Origin of the sequence: Pseudomonas sp. TH32, assembly GCF_016650855.1 — a bacterium.
In the GTDB taxonomy this organism is placed as follows: Bacteria; Pseudomonadota; Gammaproteobacteria; order Pseudomonadales; family Pseudomonadaceae; genus Aquipseudomonas.
Map to the genome: position 1 here is coordinate 1,526,087 of NZ_JAEKFA010000002.1, position 16,966 is coordinate 1,543,052.

Annotated in this window: 13 protein-coding genes, 1 pseudogene and 2 riboswitches; of the genes and pseudogenes, 11 read left to right on the forward strand and 3 right to left on the reverse strand. The window is 63.8% G+C overall.

The features are described 5' to 3' along the window. Nucleotides 1–10: 10 nt before the first annotated feature. Nucleotides 11–199 (reverse strand): CbtB domain-containing protein, encoded by a 189-nt coding sequence (locus JFV30_RS10635; protein ID WP_003217883.1) that lies wholly within the window; start codon nucleotides 197–199, stop codon nucleotides 11–13. 97 nt (nucleotides 200–296) lie between these two features. Further along, a riboswitch (cobalamin riboswitch) is annotated at nucleotides 297–512 on the reverse strand. A 36-nt stretch (nucleotides 513–548) separates the two neighbouring features. Continuing rightward, nucleotides 549–1,817 carry a beta-ketoacyl-ACP synthase II gene (gene fabF / locus JFV30_RS10640; protein ID WP_201123565.1) on the reverse strand — a complete coding sequence of 423 codons (1,269 nt, stop codon included), beginning with the start codon at nucleotides 1,815–1,817 and terminating at the stop codon, nucleotides 549–551. 112 nt (nucleotides 1,818–1,929) lie between these two features. Here fabF and JFV30_RS10645 point away from each other — a divergent pair, with 112 nt between their 5' ends. The 5 genes and pseudogenes from JFV30_RS10645 (at nucleotide 1,930) to JFV30_RS10665 (ending at nucleotide 9,239) form a co-directional block, all read left to right on the forward strand. Then, nucleotides 1,930–2,451: a winged helix-turn-helix transcriptional regulator gene (locus JFV30_RS10645; RefSeq protein WP_201123567.1), complete on the forward strand. Its 522-nt coding sequence runs from the start codon at nucleotides 1,930–1,932 to the stop codon at nucleotides 2,449–2,451. Further along, a riboswitch (cobalamin riboswitch) is annotated at nucleotides 2,448–2,649 on the forward strand. It overlaps the preceding gene by 4 nt. 93 nt (nucleotides 2,650–2,742) lie before the next feature. After that, nucleotides 2,743–3,810 (forward strand): cobalamin biosynthesis protein CobW, encoded by a 1,068-nt coding sequence (cobW, locus tag JFV30_RS10650; RefSeq protein ID WP_201123569.1) that lies wholly within the window; start codon nucleotides 2,743–2,745, stop codon nucleotides 3,808–3,810. Nucleotides 3,811–3,813: 3 nt separating this feature from the next. Continuing rightward, nucleotides 3,814–7,587 (forward strand): cobaltochelatase subunit CobN, encoded by a 3,774-nt coding sequence (cobN, locus tag JFV30_RS10655; RefSeq protein WP_201123571.1) that lies wholly within the window; start codon nucleotides 3,814–3,816, stop codon nucleotides 7,585–7,587. Then, a pseudogene (locus tag JFV30_RS10660) lies at nucleotides 7,587–8,602 on the forward strand (ATP-binding protein). The gene cobN and the pseudogene JFV30_RS10660 overlap by 1 nt, the downstream one beginning before the upstream one ends. 34 nt (nucleotides 8,603–8,636) lie before the next feature. Continuing rightward, nucleotides 8,637–9,239, forward strand: coding sequence for a vWA domain-containing protein (locus JFV30_RS10665; RefSeq protein ID WP_201126161.1), 603 nt, complete (start codon nucleotides 8,637–8,639; stop codon nucleotides 9,237–9,239). Here the strand turns inward: JFV30_RS10665 and JFV30_RS10670 are convergent. Further along, nucleotides 9,196–10,182, reverse strand: a complete 987-nt coding sequence (locus JFV30_RS10670) for a DUF1853 family protein (protein ID WP_201123573.1) — start codon at nucleotides 10,180–10,182, stop codon at nucleotides 9,196–9,198. The genes JFV30_RS10665 and JFV30_RS10670 overlap by 44 nt on opposite strands. 143 nt (nucleotides 10,183–10,325) lie before the next feature. Here JFV30_RS10670 and JFV30_RS10675 point away from each other — a divergent pair, with 143 nt between their 5' ends. The 6 genes from JFV30_RS10675 to pepN are packed head-to-tail and all read left to right on the forward strand — an operon-like array spanning nucleotide 10,326 to nucleotide 16,833. Continuing rightward, entirely contained in the window at nucleotides 10,326–11,216 is an 891-nt protein-coding gene (locus tag JFV30_RS10675) for an NAD(+) kinase (protein ID WP_003217892.1), read from the forward strand. Beyond that, nucleotides 11,213–12,187, forward strand: coding sequence for a metallophosphoesterase (locus tag JFV30_RS10680; protein WP_177088513.1), 975 nt, complete (start codon nucleotides 11,213–11,215; stop codon nucleotides 12,185–12,187). The genes JFV30_RS10675 and JFV30_RS10680 overlap by 4 nt, the downstream gene beginning before the upstream one ends. Further along, complete coding sequence (locus JFV30_RS10685; RefSeq protein WP_010172965.1) at nucleotides 12,184–13,059, forward strand: rhomboid family intramembrane serine protease; 876 nt, start codon at nucleotides 12,184–12,186, stop codon at nucleotides 13,057–13,059. The genes JFV30_RS10680 and JFV30_RS10685 overlap by 4 nt, the downstream gene beginning before the upstream one ends. A 15-nt stretch (nucleotides 13,060–13,074) precedes the next feature. Then, nucleotides 13,075–13,335 (forward strand): YeaC family protein, encoded by a 261-nt coding sequence (locus JFV30_RS10690; protein ID WP_003217900.1) that lies wholly within the window; start codon nucleotides 13,075–13,077, stop codon nucleotides 13,333–13,335. Further along, on the forward strand, nucleotides 13,332–14,162 hold the full coding sequence (locus JFV30_RS10695; protein WP_177088511.1) for a DUF2797 domain-containing protein: 831 nt from the start codon (nucleotides 13,332–13,334) through the stop codon (nucleotides 14,160–14,162). Before JFV30_RS10690 ends, JFV30_RS10695 begins: the two co-directional genes overlap by 4 nt. Before the next feature lie 13 nt (nucleotides 14,163–14,175). Then, nucleotides 14,176–16,833, forward strand: a complete 2,658-nt coding sequence (gene pepN / locus JFV30_RS10700; RefSeq protein WP_201123575.1) for an aminopeptidase N — start codon at nucleotides 14,176–14,178, stop codon at nucleotides 16,831–16,833. Nucleotides 16,834–16,966: the final 133 nt, after the last annotated feature.

Sequence of the window (16,966 nt, forward strand, 5' to 3'; positions counted from 1 at the left end):
TCGGCAGGTCTCAGTGGCACGGGAACGCGGCGCTGTGGCGGGTATCGTGGGCGGCGTTGTGCACCGCTTCGATGTGCGAGAAACCGGCGAAATACACCAGGCACGCGCCAAGAATCGACGCACCGATGGCGGCGGTCAGGCGTTGGCTCAAAGTGGCAGTGGTGCTGGCGGTAGAGGCAGTGCTGCTGATGATCGACATGGCGCGTCCCTTCTGGGTTTCAGGGTGACACGAGCGCATGAAAACCCCGCGAGCCAGGCACGCAGGGTTCTGAACAGCGCCCGCCCACCGCGGGTTTGTTATCTGATTTTTTCGGGCCGGTCTCCGGGCTTGCGAGGGGCCTGGGCCTTAAAAACATCACCTTCCCATGCCGTACAGGCACAGTGGATTTGATGTTTCACTCGCTTACCGTTGCGGGGGCAGCACCGGACTCGTCACGCCCTTGAGTAAAGGCACATGACTCACCGGTTTCCCGTTTCACCCTGTGAAGGGCACCCGAAACAAGATGTGTAGGAGAGCATGGGCGGGCGATGGGCGTCAAATCGCCGGTTTACTGCCAGCGCTTGAACAGCACACTGGCATTCACGCCACCAAACCCGAACCCGTTGGAAATCGCGTATTCAATCGGCAGCGGCCGGGCCTGGCCACGCACCAGATTCAGCCCGGCGGCGGCCGGGTCCGGGTTGTCCAGGTTGAGGGTGGCCGGGGCTATCTGGTCACGCAGGGCAAGCACGGTGAAAATCGCTTCAATCCCGCCCGCAGCGCCCAACAGATGGCCGGTCGCCGATTTTGTGGCACTGATAGCGACACTCGAATCGGCGCCGAACAGCGTATTGATCGCCGCCAGCTCACCGTTGTCGCCGACCGGTGTGGAGGTGGCATGGGCGTTCAAATGCTGGATCTGTGCCGGGGTGATCCCCGCTTGGGCAATCGCCAACTCCATTGCACGACGTGCGCCGGAGCCGTCTTCGGGCCCTGAAGTCATGTGATAGGCATCGGCACTGGTGCCGTATCCCACCAACTCCGCAATCGGCGTCGCGCCCCGGGCCAGCGCATGCTCCAGCTCTTCGATCACCAGTAACCCGGCACCTTCGCCCATTACAAACCCGTCGCGGCCTTGATCAAATGGGCGGGAAGCGAGCGCCGGCGTGTCGTTGTAATCGCTGGACAGCGCCCGCGCCGCAGCAAAGCCGCCCAGGCTGACGCGGTGGATGCAGGCTTCGGCGCCGCCACACACGGCGATGTCGATTTCGCCGGCGCGGATCATGCGCGCGGCATCACCAATGGCTTGTACGCCGGCGGCGCACGCGGTGACGGGGGAGCCAAGCGGGCCTTTCAGCTGATGCTGGATCGACACATGCCCGGCGGCCATGTTGCCGAGGAATGACGGGATTGTGAACGGCGACAGGCGGCGCGGCCCTTTGCTGTCAGCGGTGCGCACCGCCTCCGCAATCGCCGGGAACCCGCCGACGCCGGAAGCAATAATTGTCGCGGTGCGTTCTTGCTGGGAGGCGGTTTGCGGCGCCCAGCCCGCCTGCGCCAGGGCTTCCTGCGCAGCGGCGAGGGCGAACACGATGAACCGATCCATCTTGCGTTGCTCTTTGGCGGCGATCACGCTGTCGGGGTCAAACCCGGCGTGCGGGTCCTGATCCCGGCCCAGCACCTGGCCGCCAATGCTGATTGCCAAGTCACCGACCAAGGCCTCGGGTAGCCTGCGGATCCCGGATTCACCTGCCAACAGGCGTTTCCAGGTCTGTTCCACGCCGGTTGCCAGCGGGGTGACTGCACCCATGCCGGTCACAACAATTCGCTTATTCATGATCGCTTAGCTCCGCAATTTCAGTTTGGTAGCAATGCTGCGACGAAACTATCATTATGAAAGTAACACCGGATAGCGGAAATTTTCGGGGCCGCCCCACAGAGGAACTGCAATGCAACGTAAGTCGCTGGTAAATGCCGAATGCCCGGTAGCCCGTGGAGTGGAAAGGGTAGGCGAGTGGTGGAGCATCCTGATCATGCGCGATGCGCTGCAAGGCTTGCGGCGCTTTGACGAGTTCTCCCAGAGCCTGGAGATTGCCCCCAATATGCTCACGCGCCGGCTTAACAGCCTGGTGGACGCCGGCCTGCTGGAGCGCCGGCAATACAGCGAGCGGCCGCCGCGTTTCGAGTACGTGCCGACGCCGGTGGGCGAGGATTTCCGGGTGGTGATCATGGCATTTATCGGCTGGGGCAACCGCCACTTCGCCACCGAAGGTGAAAGCTTGCAGTTGGTCGACCGGGAAACCCGGCGCCCAGTGGAAGTGGCGGTGGTGGAAGCCGCTAGCGGCGCGCGCGTGCCCGTTGAACAATGCAGCGTGCAAGCCGGGCCGGCAGCGAGCGAGGGCATGCTGGAGCGCCTGGCGCTGCTTCGCGCCAAGCGCTCGGACATTGACCCGTCCCCGCGCACTGCGTAGCCTTGCACGTTCGAGGTTCTTCGGCCCAGGCCGAAGCTAAGAAGGGAACGCGGTCGATGCCGCGGCTGCCCCCGCAACTGTAAAGGGTTTATCTGACTGCCACGCCACTGCCTGAACAAGGCGGGAAGGCGCAGCCAGCGCCGGCCACACCGTCGGCAAGCCCCAAGCCAGGAGACCTGCCTCGCAACCGATTTTCTACTTCAACCGGGCGGGGTGATCCGGTGGCGAATTCTGCTTCTGCGCACCCGCGCAGGGCCACTCGTCCCGTATGCCCGCCCCAAAGGGCATCCGATGAAAACACTGGCCAAACTCCCCGTCACCATCGTTACCGGCTTTCTCGGCTCGGGCAAGACCACCTTGCTGCGCCACATGCTGGACAACGCCCAGGGGCGCCGCATTGCGGTGATCGTCAACGAGTTCGGCGAGCTGGGCATTGACGGTGAAATCCTCAAGCAATGCTCCATCGGCTGCACCGAAGAAGAAGCCAACGGCCGCGTCTACGAGCTGGCCAACGGCTGCCTGTGCTGCACCGTCCAGGAAGAGTTCTTCCCGGTGATGCGCGAACTGGTGGCCCGTCGCGGCGACCTCGACCATATCCTCATCGAAACTTCAGGCCTGGCCCTGCCAAAACCGTTGGTCCAGGCCTTCCAGTGGCCGGAAATCCGCAGTGCCTGCACCGTTGACGCGGTGATCACCGTGGTCGACAGCCCGGCCGTGGCCGCTGGCACTTTCGCCGCTTTCCCGGACCAGGTTGACGCCCAGCGCAAACTCGACCCGAACCTGGACCACGAATCCCCACTGCACGAGCTGTTCGCCGACCAACTGGCCAGCGCCGACCTGGTGATCCTCAACAAGTGCGACCTGATCAGCCCTGAAGACCTGGCCCGTGTGCGCCTGGAAGTGGCTGAAGAACTGCCGCCCGCGGTAAAAATCATCGAAGCCAGCAGCGGTCGCCTGCCGCTGGACGTGCTGATCGGCTTGGGCGCCGGCTCCGAAGAGCACATCGACGGTCGCCACAGCCACCATGATCATCACCACGAAGGTGAAGACGACCACGACCACGACCACGACGCCTTCGATTCGATTTCCATCGAACTGCCCCAGGCTGACGAAAGCCTGCTGCTCGACGCCCTGACCCAACTGGTGGTCCAGCACGGCATCCTGCGGGTCAAGGGTTTCGCGGCGATCCCGAACAAACCGATGCGCCTGCTGATCCAGGGCGTGGGCACGCGTTTCGACAAGCACTTCGACCGCACCTGGCGCGCCGATGAGCCGCGCGCCACGCACCTGGTGCTGATCGGCCAGGAACTGGACGCCGCCTTGCTCGAAGCGCAATTGCGCGCTGCCCTCAGCGTTTAAACCATGCACCTGCTCAGGACCCAGCCCGGCGGTTTCGTCTCGGATGACAACATTGCCGACCTTGGCCAAACCCCCGCCGAGCTGGTGATCCTGTGCAGCGGTGACTCCAGCCTGGCGCTGCTGGCAGAAGCGGCCCAGCAGTTGCCCGAGGATTACCCGAGCCTGCGCCTGGCCAACCCGATGCAGGTGCAGAACCACGCCTCGGTCGACTTGTACGTGGACGAGGTACTGCGCCACGCCAAGGTCATCCTGATTTCGCTGCACGGCGGTATCGGCTATTGGCGGTACGGTATCGAGCGCCTCGTTGAGCTGGCCGAGCGCGGTGTGCAGCTGATCCTGGTGCCGGGGGATGATCGCCCGGACCCGGAACTCAGTGGCCTGAGCACCGTGGGCGTGGAGGAGCGTGACCGGCTTTGGCACTTTCTGCGCCAGGGCGGCCTGGGTAATGCGCTGGATTTCTATCGTTGCCTGGCGGCCGGCTACCTGGGCCGCGATTACGCCTGGGACGAACCGCAAACCCTGCCGCGTACCGCGATTTATCACCCGCACAAAGCCAATGCCCGTCTCAACGATTGGCAAGCCGACTGGCAACCTGGTTTTCCGGTGGCGGCGGTGCTGTTCTACCGCTCCCATTTGCAGGCGGCCAATACCGGTTTTATCGATGTGTTTTGCCAGCGCTTGCAGGCGGCGGGCCTTAATCCGTTGCCGATGGCGGTGGCCAGTTTGAAAGAACCCGGCTGCCTGACGGTGGTCGAGGACCTGCTGGACGAAGTGCACGCCTCGGTGATTCTCAACACCACCGGCTTTGCCCAGTCCAGCCCCGAAGCGCCGCACCTGCGGCCGTTTCGCCGCAACATCCCGGTAATCCAGGCGATTTGCGCGCAGGACAACGAGCCCGGCTGGCAGGCCAGCGAACAAGGCCTCGGCCCGCGCGACCTGGCGATGCACATTGCCTTGCCGGAACTGGACGGGCGCATCATCAGCCGGCCCATCAGCTTCAAGGACCTGGCCTGGCGCAGCGAGCGCAGCCAGTCGGATGTGGTGTGCTACCGCGCGCAGCCTGAGCGTATGGACTTTGTCGCCGAGCTTGCGCGGCGCTGGGTCGATCTGGCGCGGGTACCGAATGGCGAAAAGCGTATCGCGCTGATCCTCGCCAACTACCCGACCCGGGACGGACGTATCGGCAATGGTGTGGGACTCGACACCCCAGCCGCTGCGCTGAACATCTTGCGCGCATTAAAGACCGAAGGTTATCCGTTGCCGGACGTCCTGCCGGAAAGCGGCACGGCGTTGATTCAGGAACTGTTGGGCGGCGTCAGCAATGACCTCGACAGCCTTGACCTGCGTCCGTGCCACCAAAGCCTCGCGCTCGATGACTATGAAGCGATGTTCAACCGCTTGCCCGAATCCAATCGCCAGGCGGTGTTGGCACGCTGGGGCACTCCCCATAACGACCCGGTGTTCCGCGACGGCCGCATGATGATCGCCGGCCTGCGCTTTGGCCTGACCTTCGTCGGCATCCAGCCGGCCCGGGGTTATCAAGTGGACGCCAGCGCGGTCTATCACGATCCCGACCTGGTGCCGCCCCATGGCTACCTGGCGTTCTACTTCTGGTTGCGCCAGACCTACGGTGCCCACGGCGTGATCCACGTCGGCAAGCACGGCAACCTGGAGTGGCTGCCGGGCAAGGGCGTCGGGCTTTCGGAAAATTGCTGGCCTGACGCACTGCTGGGGCCGTTGCCGAATATCTACCCGTTTATCGTCAACGACCCGGGCGAGGGCGCCCAGGCCAAGCGGCGCACCCAGGCGGTGATCATCGACCACCTGATGCCGCCGCTGACGCGCGCCGAAACCTACGGGCCGCTGCGCGACCTGGAGCTGTTGGCCGACGAATATTACGAAGCCCAACTGCTCGACCCACGGCGCGCCCGTGAGCTGCAAAAAGACATCCTCAAGCTGGTGCGGGAAACCCGTATCGACCAGGAACTGGCCCTCGACGAAAACCTCGACAGCGATGCCGACGCCGCCATCTGGCTGCCACGCCTGGACACTTACCTGTGTGACTTGAAGGAGTCGCAGATTCGCGATGGCCTGCACATCTTCGGTGAGTCGCCCGAGGGCCGGTTGCGCATCGACACCTTGCTGGCGTTGCTGCGCATTCCGCGTGGCGATGGTCGCGGGCCGCAATCGAGCCTGCTGCGGGTACTGGCCAAGGCCTTTGAGTTGGGCTTCGACCCGCTGGATTGTGCCCTGGCCGAGCCGTGGACCGGGCGCCGTCCATTGGTGTTGCAGAATATCGACCCGCAATTGTGGCGTACCGCCGGCGACACCCGCGAACGCCTCGAATTGTATGCCGCCCGCCTGATCGAGCAGGCGCTGGAAGGGCCGGTGGAACAGCTTGAAGAGCCCGGCTGGGAAGACGTCAAGTCGGTGATCGAGAGCCTGCGCATCGTCGTCGCGCCGCGCCTGGATGCTTGCGGCCCGGCGGAAATGCGTGGCTTGCTGGATGCACTGAGCGGGCGCTTCGTGCCAGCCGGTCCCAGCGGCGCGCCGAGCCGTGGTCGCCTGGACGTGTTGCCTACCGGGCGTAACTTTTTCTCGGTGGATGTGCGCAACCTGCCGACCACCACCGCCTGGCGCATCGGCTTCCAGTCGGCGAACCTGATTCTTGAGCGTCACCTGCAAGACCACGGCGACCACCTGCGTCAGCTCGGCCTGTCGGTGTGGGGCACCGCCACCATGCGCACGGGCGGCGACGACATCGCTCAGGCCATGGCGCTGATGGGCGTGCGCCCGGTGTGGGCGACGGGCAGCCAGCGGGTGGATGACTTTGAAATCCTGCCGATCAGCCTGCTGGACCGGCCGCGAGTGGATGTGACGTTGCGTGTGTCGGGGTTCTTCCGCGATGCGTTCGCCAACCTGATCCGCCTGTTCGACGCGGCGGTGCAAGCCGTGGCTGCGCTGGACGAGCCCGACGACCTGAACCCCCTGGCGGCCAAGGTGCGCAGCGAGCGTGAGGCCTTGCGCCTGTCGGGCCTGGATGAGGAGGCGGCGGCGAAGCAGGCGGGCTGGCGGATCTTCGGCGCCAAGCCCGGTGCCTACGGTGCCGGCGTGCAGGGCGCAATCGACGGGCGCCTGTGGCAGAGCCGCGAAGACCTGGCCGAGGTTTACCTGAACTGGGGCGGCTACGCCTATGGCGGCTCCGACGAAGGCACTGCCGCCCGCGAACAGTTTGCCCAGCGCTTGAGCCAGGTGCAGGCAGTGTTGCAGAACCAGGATAACCGCGAGCACGACCTGCTCGACTCCAATGATTACTACCAATTCCAGGGCGGTATGCTTGCCGCCGTGGAAACCCTGAGCGGCGACAAGGCCGCCAGCTATCATGGTGACCACAGCCAGCCGGACCTGCCGAAGGTCCGCACGCTGAAGGAAGAGTTGAACCGGGTGATCCGTGCCCGGGCCGCCAACCCGAAGTGGATCGAAGGGGTGAAGCGCCACGGCTACAAAGGCGCGTTCGAGATGGCCGCGACGGTGGACAATCTGTTCGCGTTCGACGCCACCACGGCGCTGATCGACGATCATCAGTACGCGTTGCTGGCCGACGCCTATTTGCTCGACCCGGACACCCGGGCCTTTGTGCAGCAGCACAACCCGGATGCCCTGCGGGACATGACCGAGCGCATGCTCGAAGCCCAGCAGCGTGGCCTGTGGCAGGAGCCCGGGGCGTACCGCGAGGCGTTGGAAAACCTGTTGTTGGATATAGAAGAAGGCAGTTGATGACCGACCTCCCGCATTTCCCGCTGTCTGCCGTTGTCGGCGCCGATGACCTGAAACTGGCCCTGTGCCTGACCGCCATCGACCCGAAAATTGGCGGCGTGCTGATCGAAGGCCCGCGCGGCATGGCCAAGTCCACCCTGGCGCGCGGCCTGGCAGACCTGCTCGCCAGTGGTCAGTTCGTCACGCTGCCCTTGGGCGCCACCGAGGAACGGTTGGTGGGCACCCTCGATCTGGACGCGGCGCTCGGCGAAGGCCGCGCACAATTTTCCCCGGCGTGCTGGCCAAGGCCGACGGTGGCGTGCTCTACGTCGATGAAGTCAACCTGCTGCCCGACCATCTGGTGGACCTGCTGCTGGACGTGGCCGCCAGCGGCACCAACCTGATCGAGCGCGACGGGATTTCCCACCGGCATTCGGCGCGCTTTGTGTTGATCGGCACCATGAACCCGGAAGAGGGCGAGTTGCGCCCGCAATTGCTCGACCGGTTTGGTTTCAACGTGGCGCTGAGCGGGCACACCCAGCCCGCCGAACGTGGGCAGATCATCCGTCGCCGCCTGGATTTCGACAGCGATCCCCAGGGTTTCTGCGAGCAATGGGCCGATCGGCAGGCCGCGTTGCGCGAGCGCTGCACCCAGGCGCGGGCGCTGTTGGAGAGCATCCCGCTGGATGACCAGGCGCTGGCGCAGATTACCGAGCGCTGCTTTGCCGCCGGCGTCGATGGCTTGCGCGCCGATCTGGTCTGGCTGCGTGGCGCCCGTGCCCATGCGGCTTGGCGGGGCGCTACGGCCATCAGCGAAGAAGATATAGAAGCCGTCGCGGAGTTTGCCCTGCGCCATCGTCGCCAGGAGCAATCCCCGCCTGCAACGCCGCCCGCTGGCGGTCAATCACCCAAGGCCAATGATGCGCCTGAAGGCCAGGGCCAATGGGGCGACATGCCCGCACCCGCACTGCCGACAGGTGCTCGCCGAGACGTGCCCACCTGGCCAAAAAGCCCTAGGCATTCGCCCCAAGCCTGAGGCGGGGGCGGATGCGCGGCCCAAGGCGGGTCGACTGAACAAGGGCCGGCGAGGCCAGGCGCGCAGCGCGGCGCAAGGTTCGATCAATTGGCCGGGCACGCTGCTCGGCGGGCGACCGCAACGCCGTGAAGACCTGTTGTATCAACTGCGCAGCCGCACGCCCCATGAGCTGTGGCTGGTGATTGTCGATGCATCGGCTTCCACCCGGCGGCATCAGGCGCTGAGCGATGCCAAGGGGTTGCTGGCCCAGCTGTTTGACGATGCCTATCGGCAGCGGGCGCGCATGGCGTTGCTCACTGCGAGCGGGCAATCGCCGAAATGGCAGGTGCAGGGATTAAAGGCAGCCAAAGGGCTCAATCACTGGCTTGAAGGGCTCGGCGCAGGCGGCGGCACCCCATTGTTGGCAGCACTGAACGAAGCGGGGCAGTGGTTGGCGGCCCGACGCACGCGTTACCCGGCGGAGCAGCAGCGGTTGCTGGTGGTCACCGATGGACGGCTGAAGGATGTGACGGGGCTGCCGCCACTGGGCTGCCCGGGTTTGCTGGTGGACATCGAGCGCGGCCCGATTCGGTTGGGGCGCGCGAGGCAGCTGGCTACGGAGTTACAGATTGATTATCGGCATATCGATAACCTGTAAGCGCCGGCACGTTCGGCCAAAGATCCGCCACCAGGAACAACCGTTCAGCCTCTTCCCACTCGCCTTCGCTGTTTTCCACCAGGCGCACCAGCAATTGTGCGGGCGCCATCGGGTCCAGCTCGGTTAGCCAGTGCTGCATCCGGGCCGCGCCCCAGGCTTCGTCCGCCGGGTAGTGTGCCGGCGCCAGCCACGCGTGGCGGGGCAGCGGTTGCCAGCGACCGGCGGGGCTCTGTTCGATAAACCTCGACCAGTCGCGCTGATGCAGCCAGCGGCCATTCAGATGCTGCGGATGTGCGCCCACCGGCGCGTGTGCCATGCCGGGCCATGGGTAGAGCAGATACCCGCCCAGCCATAGATGGGCATCAAAGGCTTGAATGTCCAGGGCGGCCAGCACTTCCCGGCTTTCCGGCCGGGCGGAGATCGGCAGTTGATGCTGGGCCAGATGGGCCAGCTTGCGGTCCAGCCGGTCGTGGCAGCCCGGGCCCAGCCATTGCGCGGCGTCCCGGCCGTCGCCGTCCTGGGGGCCGAGGTAGAGTTTGATCGCCAGTTCCAGATGGTGCACGCCGTCTCGGTCACGCAGCAGCATGTCGAGCTCGCCCAGGGTATGCCCGGCCTGGCGGATCGGCAGGTTGGCCGCGAGCAATTCCACGCCCGGCGCATGCTGCACAGCAAATTGCCACAATCGTTCGTAATACAACCCCAGCCGCCGGGTCCGTGCCTGGCTCAGCCAGTGCAGCAGGGCGCTGCTGTCCTGGTCCAGTTGGCGTAGCCAGTGCTCCAGCAAATGCGGGGCCTGCACCCAGTCGCTGCCGGTCAGCGGGTGGCGTTGCGGCCACGGCGTTTGCGCGAGCATCGGCGGGGCGAGCATCACCCACGCGAGGTCGCGCACCTCGGGGTGACGCAGTTGGCGGGGCAGGTGCTGTAAATCAGGGAACAGGGTCATGGTCCGAGCATAGCCTTTTACAGCCGGGAAGGGGGCTGAGAACCGTTGTCGTCTGGGGTTTGCGGCGACAAAGGATTTTGTGTAACGCCGGCTTTCGCCCATAATCGTTCTTTTTTGCAGAACCCGAACCCCGCAGGAGCCCCATGGAGCAATTTCGCAATATCGGCATTATCGGTCGCCTGGGCAGTACCCAGGTGTTGGACACCGTCCGCCGGCTGAAAAAGTTTCTGCTCGAGCGCCACCTGCATGTGATCCTCGAAGACACCATCGCTGAAATCCTCCCGGGCCACGGCCTGCAAACCTCGTCGCGCAAAATGCTCGGTGAAGTCTGCGACATGGTGATCGTGGTGGGTGGCGACGGCAGCCTGCTGGGCGCCGCTCGTGCGCTGGCGCGGCATAACGTGCCGGTGCTGGGGATCAACCGCGGGAGCCTGGGGTTCCTCACCGATATTCGCCCCGACGAGCTGGAAGTCGAAGTGGCCAAGGTGCTGGACGGTCATTACCTGGTGGAAAACCGCTTCCTGCTGCAGGCTGAAGTGCGCCGCCACGGTGAAGCCATCGGCCAGGGCGACGCCCTCAACGACGTGGTGCTGCACCCTGGCAAATCGACGCGGATGATCGAGTTCGAGCTGTACATCGACGGCCAGTTCGTGTGCAGCCAGAAGGCCGACGGCCTGATCGTCGCCACACCGACCGGCTCTACCGCGTACGCGCTGTCTGCCGGCGGGCCGATCATGCATCCCAAGCTGGATGCCATTGTGATCGTGCCGATGTACCCCCATATGTTGTCCAGCAGACCGATTGTGGTCGACGGCAACAGTGAGCTGAAAATCGTGGTCTCCAAAGACATGCAGATCTACCCGCAAGTCTCCTGCGACGGGCAGAACCATTTCACCTGCGCCCCCGGTGACACCATCACCGTGAGCAAAAAGGCGCAGAAGCTGCGGTTGATCCATCCGCTGGACCACAACTACTACGAAGTGTGCCGGACCAAGCTGGGCTGGGGCAGCCGCTTGGGGGGTGGAGGCGACTGATGCTCGATCCCGCGCGTAGCTACGACCTGATTGGTGACGTGCACGGTTGCGCTCATACCCTTGAGCACTTGCTCGACCAATTGGGTTACCACAAGCAGGGCGGCACCTGGCGCCACCCGTCGCGAATGGCCGTGTTCCTCGGCGATATCATCGACCGCGGGCCGCGTATTCGCGAGGCGCTGCACATCGTCCACGACATGACCGAGGCCGGCCAGGCGCTGTGCATCATGGGTAACCATGAGTTCAACGCGCTGGGCTGGAGTACGCCGGCCACCCCGGGCAGCGGCAAGCAATTCGTGCGCGAGCACACCCCACGCCATGCGCGGTTGATCCAGGAAACCCTGACCCAGTTCGAACAGCACCCGGCGGACTGGCACGACTTCCTCGGCTGGTTCTACGAGATGCCGCTGTTTGTCGATGCCGGGCGGTTCCGCGTGGTGCACGCGTGCTGGGACAACGGCTTTATCGAACCCCTGCGCGCGCATTTTCCGGACGGCTGCATCGACCAGCACTTCCTGCAAGCCGCCGCCGTGCCCGGCAGTTTCGCCAGCAACGCCTTCGACCGCCTGTTGCGCGGCACCGACATGCGGCTGCCGGACGGCCTGACCCTGACCGGTGGCGACGGCCTGACGCGTTCGTTCTTCCGCACCAAATTCTGGGAAGACGACCCGAAGACCTACGGCGACATCGTGTTCCAGCCCGATGCGCTGCCGGAGCCGGTGGCCGCCACGCCACTGTCGTCCAGCGAGAAAAATTCCCTGCTGCGCTATGGCGTCGACGAACCGTTGCTGTTCGTCGGCCACTACTGGCGCAGCGGCAAACCGGCACCGATCCGCCCCAACCTGGCCTGCCTGGACTACAGCGCGGTGCTGTACGGCAAGCTGGTGGCCTACCGGCTGGATCAGGAAACCCGCCTGGACCCGCGTAAATTTGTTTGGGTCGACGTCGAGCGCCCTGAGGTTATTTCATGAGTACCGTGGCTGTTTTACGTTTGCCGCTGGCGGTGGATTTGAGTGGTTTCGTCAAACTGCTGCAACGCATGCAAGTGCCCCATCGCGTGAGCGAGGAAGCCGGGGAGCAGGTGCTGTGGGTGCCTGATGCCATCAGTGAAGACGTGAAGGTCTTGTACCAGCGTTTTCCTGCCGGCGACCCGGACCAGCAACTGGATATTCCGGACCAGGCACCGCCGGCCCGGCGCCCCGGGTTTGTCCAGCAGTTGCGCCACAGCCCGGTCACCGGGCTGGTGCTGCTGCTGAGCATCATTGTCGGTGCGGTCACGCTGCTGGGGGATAACCTGCAGGCGATGAGCTGGCTGACTTTTCTGCCGTTCAGCGTGGTCGGTGAGTACATCCGTTTTACGCCATTGACCGACAGTCTGGCGTCGGGACAGTGGTGGCGGTTGGTCACGCCGATGCTGATCCACTTCGGCATCCTGCACCTGGCCATGAACGGCATGTGGTACTGGGAGCTGGGGCGGCGTATCGAGCTGCGCCAGGGCAGTATCAACCTGCTGGGCCTGACGCTGTTGTTCAGCCTGGTGTCCAACTACGCTCAATATTATTTTGGTGGTCCCGGCCTGTTTGGCGGGTTGTCCGGCGTGCTGTACGGCTTGCTCGGGCATTGCTGGATCTATCAATTGTTGTCGCCCAATCCGGTGTATCGCCTGCCTCGCGGGGTGTTGGTGATGATGCTGGTGTGGCTGGTGCTGTGCCTGTCGGGCCTGGTCTCGATGATCGGCTTTGGCGAAATCGCCAACGCGGCCCACGTGGGCGGCCTGGTGATTGGGTGCCTGACCGGCTTGCTGGGTGGCTTGTATAGCCGCCGCAAAATGTCTCCTATTTAGTTAAGGAAGAGTCTTATGTCCTCTTTTGTCGAAATGATCGAAAACATCACCCCGGACATCTACGAGAGCCTCAAGCTCGCCGTGGAAATCGGCAAATGGTCCGATGGCCGCAAGCTCACCGCCGAGCAGCGTGAACTGTCGTTGCAGGCGGTGATCGCCTGGGAACTGCAGAACCTGCCGGAAGACCAGCGCACCGGCTACATGGGCCCGCAGGAATGCGCCTCGAAGTCGGCACCGGTGCCGAACATCCTGTTCAAGTCGGATGCCATCCATTGATTGAGATTGGCCGTGGTGCAGTCAGCAAAATGTCGGCGCAGTTGGGTGAGCCGACCGTTCAATACGCGTTTCGCCTCGGCGATATCGAGGTACCGGTCAACCCGTTGATCGGCACCACCGTGCGCCTGGAATACCTCGGTGCGATTCATTGCACCCATTGCGGTCGCAAGACCAAGACCAGTTTCAGCCAGGGTTACTGCTACCCGTGCATGACCAAGCTGGCCCAGTGCGACCTGTGCATCATGAGCCCCGAGCGTTGCCATTACGACGCAGGTACTTGCCGCGATCCGGCCTGGGGTGAAAAATTCTGCATGACCGATCACGTGGTTTATCTGGCGAATTCGTCGGGGATCAAGGTCGGCATTACCCGCGCCAGCCAGCTGCCTACCCGTTGGTTGGACCAGGGCGCCAGCCAGGCGCTGCCGATCATGCGGGTTGCCACGCGCCAGCAGTCGGGCTTCGTCGAAGATCTGTTCCGCAGCCAGGTGGCCGACAAGACCAACTGGCGTGCGCTGCTCAAGGGCGATGCCCAGGCAGTCGACCTTGCGCAGGTGCGCGATGAACTGTTCGCCAACTGTGCCGAAGGCTTGCTCGGTTTGCAGGAACGCTTTGGCCTGCAGGCCATCCAACCGGTGACCGACATCGAACCGATCGAAATCCGTTACCCGATCGAGCAGTACCCGACCAAGATCGTCAGCTTCAACCTGGACAAGAACCCGATTGCCGAAGGCACGCTGATGGGGATCAAGGGCCAATACCTGATCTTCGATACCGGCGTGATCAACATTCGTAAATACACGGCCTACCAGCTCGCCGTGCATCAGTAGAAGGACGACAGACATGCGCACCGAACAGCCGAAGATGATTTACCTGAAGGACTATCAGGCGCCGGACTACCTGATCGACGAGACGCACCTGACCTTCGAGTTGTTCGAGGACCACAGCCTGGTCCACGCGCAACTGGTGATGCGCCGCAACCCCGAGCGCGGCGCCGGCTTGCCGCCGCTGGTGCTGGACGGGCAACAGCTTGAGCTGGTGTCGGTAAACCTCGCCGATCAGGAACTGACCGACGCGGACTACCAACTGAGCGACAGCCACCTGACCGTGCACCCCACCAGCGCGACCTTCACCCTCGACACCACGGTGAAGATCCACCCGGAAACCAACACCGCCCTGGAAGGCCTGTACAAATCCGGCGGCATGTTCTGCACCCAGTGCGAGGCCGAAGGCTTCCGCAAGATCACCTATTACCTCGACCGCCCGGACGTGATGAGCGTCTTCACCACCACGGTGATCGCCGAACAACACAGCTACCCGGTGCTGCTGTCCAATGGCAACCCGATTGCGTCCGGCCCCGGCGAAGACGGCCGGCACTGGGCGACCTGGGAAGACCCGTTCAAGAAACCGGCTTACCTGTTCGCACTGGTAGCCGGTGATTTGTGGTGCGTCGAAGACACCTTCACCACCATGACCCAGCGCACCGTGGCGCTGCGCATCTATGTCGAGCCGGAAAACATCGACAAGTGCCAGCACGCCATGAACAGCCTGAAGAAGTCCATGCGCTGGGACGAAGAAGTCTATGGCCGTGAGTACGACCTCGACATTTTCATGATCGTCGCGGTCAACGACTTCAACATGGGCGCCATGGAGAACAAGGGCCTCAACATCTTCAACTCCAGCGCCGTGCTGGCCCGTGCCGAAACCGCCACCGACGCCGCTCACCAGCGGGTCGAGGCGATCGTCGCCCACGAATACTTCCACAACTGGTCGGGCAACCGCGTGACCTGCCGCGACTGGTTCCAGCTGTCGCTGAAGGAAGGCTTCACGGTGTTCCGTGACTCGCAATTCTCTGCCGACATGAACTCGGCGACGGTCAAGCGTATCCAGGACGTGGCCTACTTGCGCACGCACCAGTTCGCCGAAGACGCCGGTCCCATGGCTCACGCGGTACGTCCGGACGGCTTTATCGAAATCTCCAACTTCTACACCCTGACCGTGTACGAAAAGGGCTCGGAAGTCGTCCGCATGATCCAAACCCTGCTCGGCGCCGAAGGCTTCCGCAAAGGCAGCGACCTGTACTTCGAACGCCACGACGGCCAGGCCGTGACCTGCGATGACTTTATCAAGGCCATGGAAGACGCTAACGGCGCCGACCTGACCCAGTTCAAGCGCTGGTACAGCCAAGCCGGCACGCCACGCCTGGCGGTGAGCGAGTCCTACGACGCAGCCGCAAAAACCTACAGCCTGACCTTCCGTCAAAGCTGCCCGGAAACCCCGGACAAAGTGCAAAAGCTGCCGTTCGTGATTCCGGTTGAAATGGGCCTGCTGGACGGGAAGGGCGCGGGTATCACCCTGCGCCTGGCCGGTGAAGCGACGGCCGGCGCCACGTCCCGGGTGATCTCGGTGACCGAAGCTGAACAGACCTTCACCTTTGTCGACATCGCCGAACACCCGCTGCCTTCGCTGCTGCGTGGCTTCTCGGCGCCGGTGAAGCTGAGCTTCCCGTACAACCGCGACCAACTGATGTTCCTGATGCAGCACGACAGCGATGGTTTCAATCGCTGGGACGCCGGCCAGCAACTGTCGGTGCAGGTGTTGCAGGAGCTGATCGCCCAGCATCAGCGGGGCGAGGTGCTGGCGCTGGATCAACGCCTGATCACCGCGCTGCGCACGGTGCTCAGCGACCAGAGCCTGGACCAGGCGATGGTTGCCGAGATGCTCTCGCTGCCGAGCGAGGCCTACCTGACTGAAATCAGCGAAGTCGCGGATGTCGACGCCATCCACGCGGCCCGCGAGTTTGCCCGCGAGCAACTGGCGGATCATCTGTTCGAAGGCCTGTGGCTGCGTTATCAGGCCAATCGCGACCTGTCGAAGAAAACCCCGTACGTGGCCGAGGCGGAACACTTTGCCCGTCGCGCCCTGCAGAACATCGCGCTGTCGTACCTGATGCTCAGCGGCAAGCCCGAAGTGCTGGCGGCGACCCTTGAGCAGTTTGACGCGTGCGACAACATGACCGAGCGCCTCACCGCCCTGGCGGTGTTGGTCAACTCGCCGTTCGAAGAAGAGAAGGCCAAGGCCCTGGCGGTGTTTGCCGAAAACTTCAAGGACAACCCGCTGGTCATGGACCAGTGGTTCAGCGTGCAGGCCGGCAGCGGTTTGCCGGGCGCGCTGGAGCGGGTCAAGTCGTTGATGCAGCACCCGGCGTTCAACATCAAGAACCCGAACAAGGTGCGGGCATTGGTGGGCGCGTTTGCCGGCCAGAACCTGATCAACTTCCACGCGGCCGATGGCTCGGGTTATCGCTTCCTGGCGGACCTGGTGATCCAGCTGAACGGCTTCAACCCGCAAATTGCCTCGCGGCAGTTGGCGCCGTTGACCCGCTGGCGCAAATACGACAGCGCCCGGCAGGCGCTGATGAAAGGTGAGCTGGAGCGAATTCGCGCTTCGGGCGAGCTGTCCAGTGATGTGTTTGAAGTGGTGAGCAAGAGCCTCGCGTAACGGAGGCGATTGTTGACTCAAGGCCGAACACCGTCCTGTAATGAGGGTGCTTGCCTCTGGTGAGGGGGCTTGCCTGTGGTGAGAGGGCTTGCCTGTGGTGAGAGGGCTTGTCTGTGGTGAGAGGGCTTGTCTG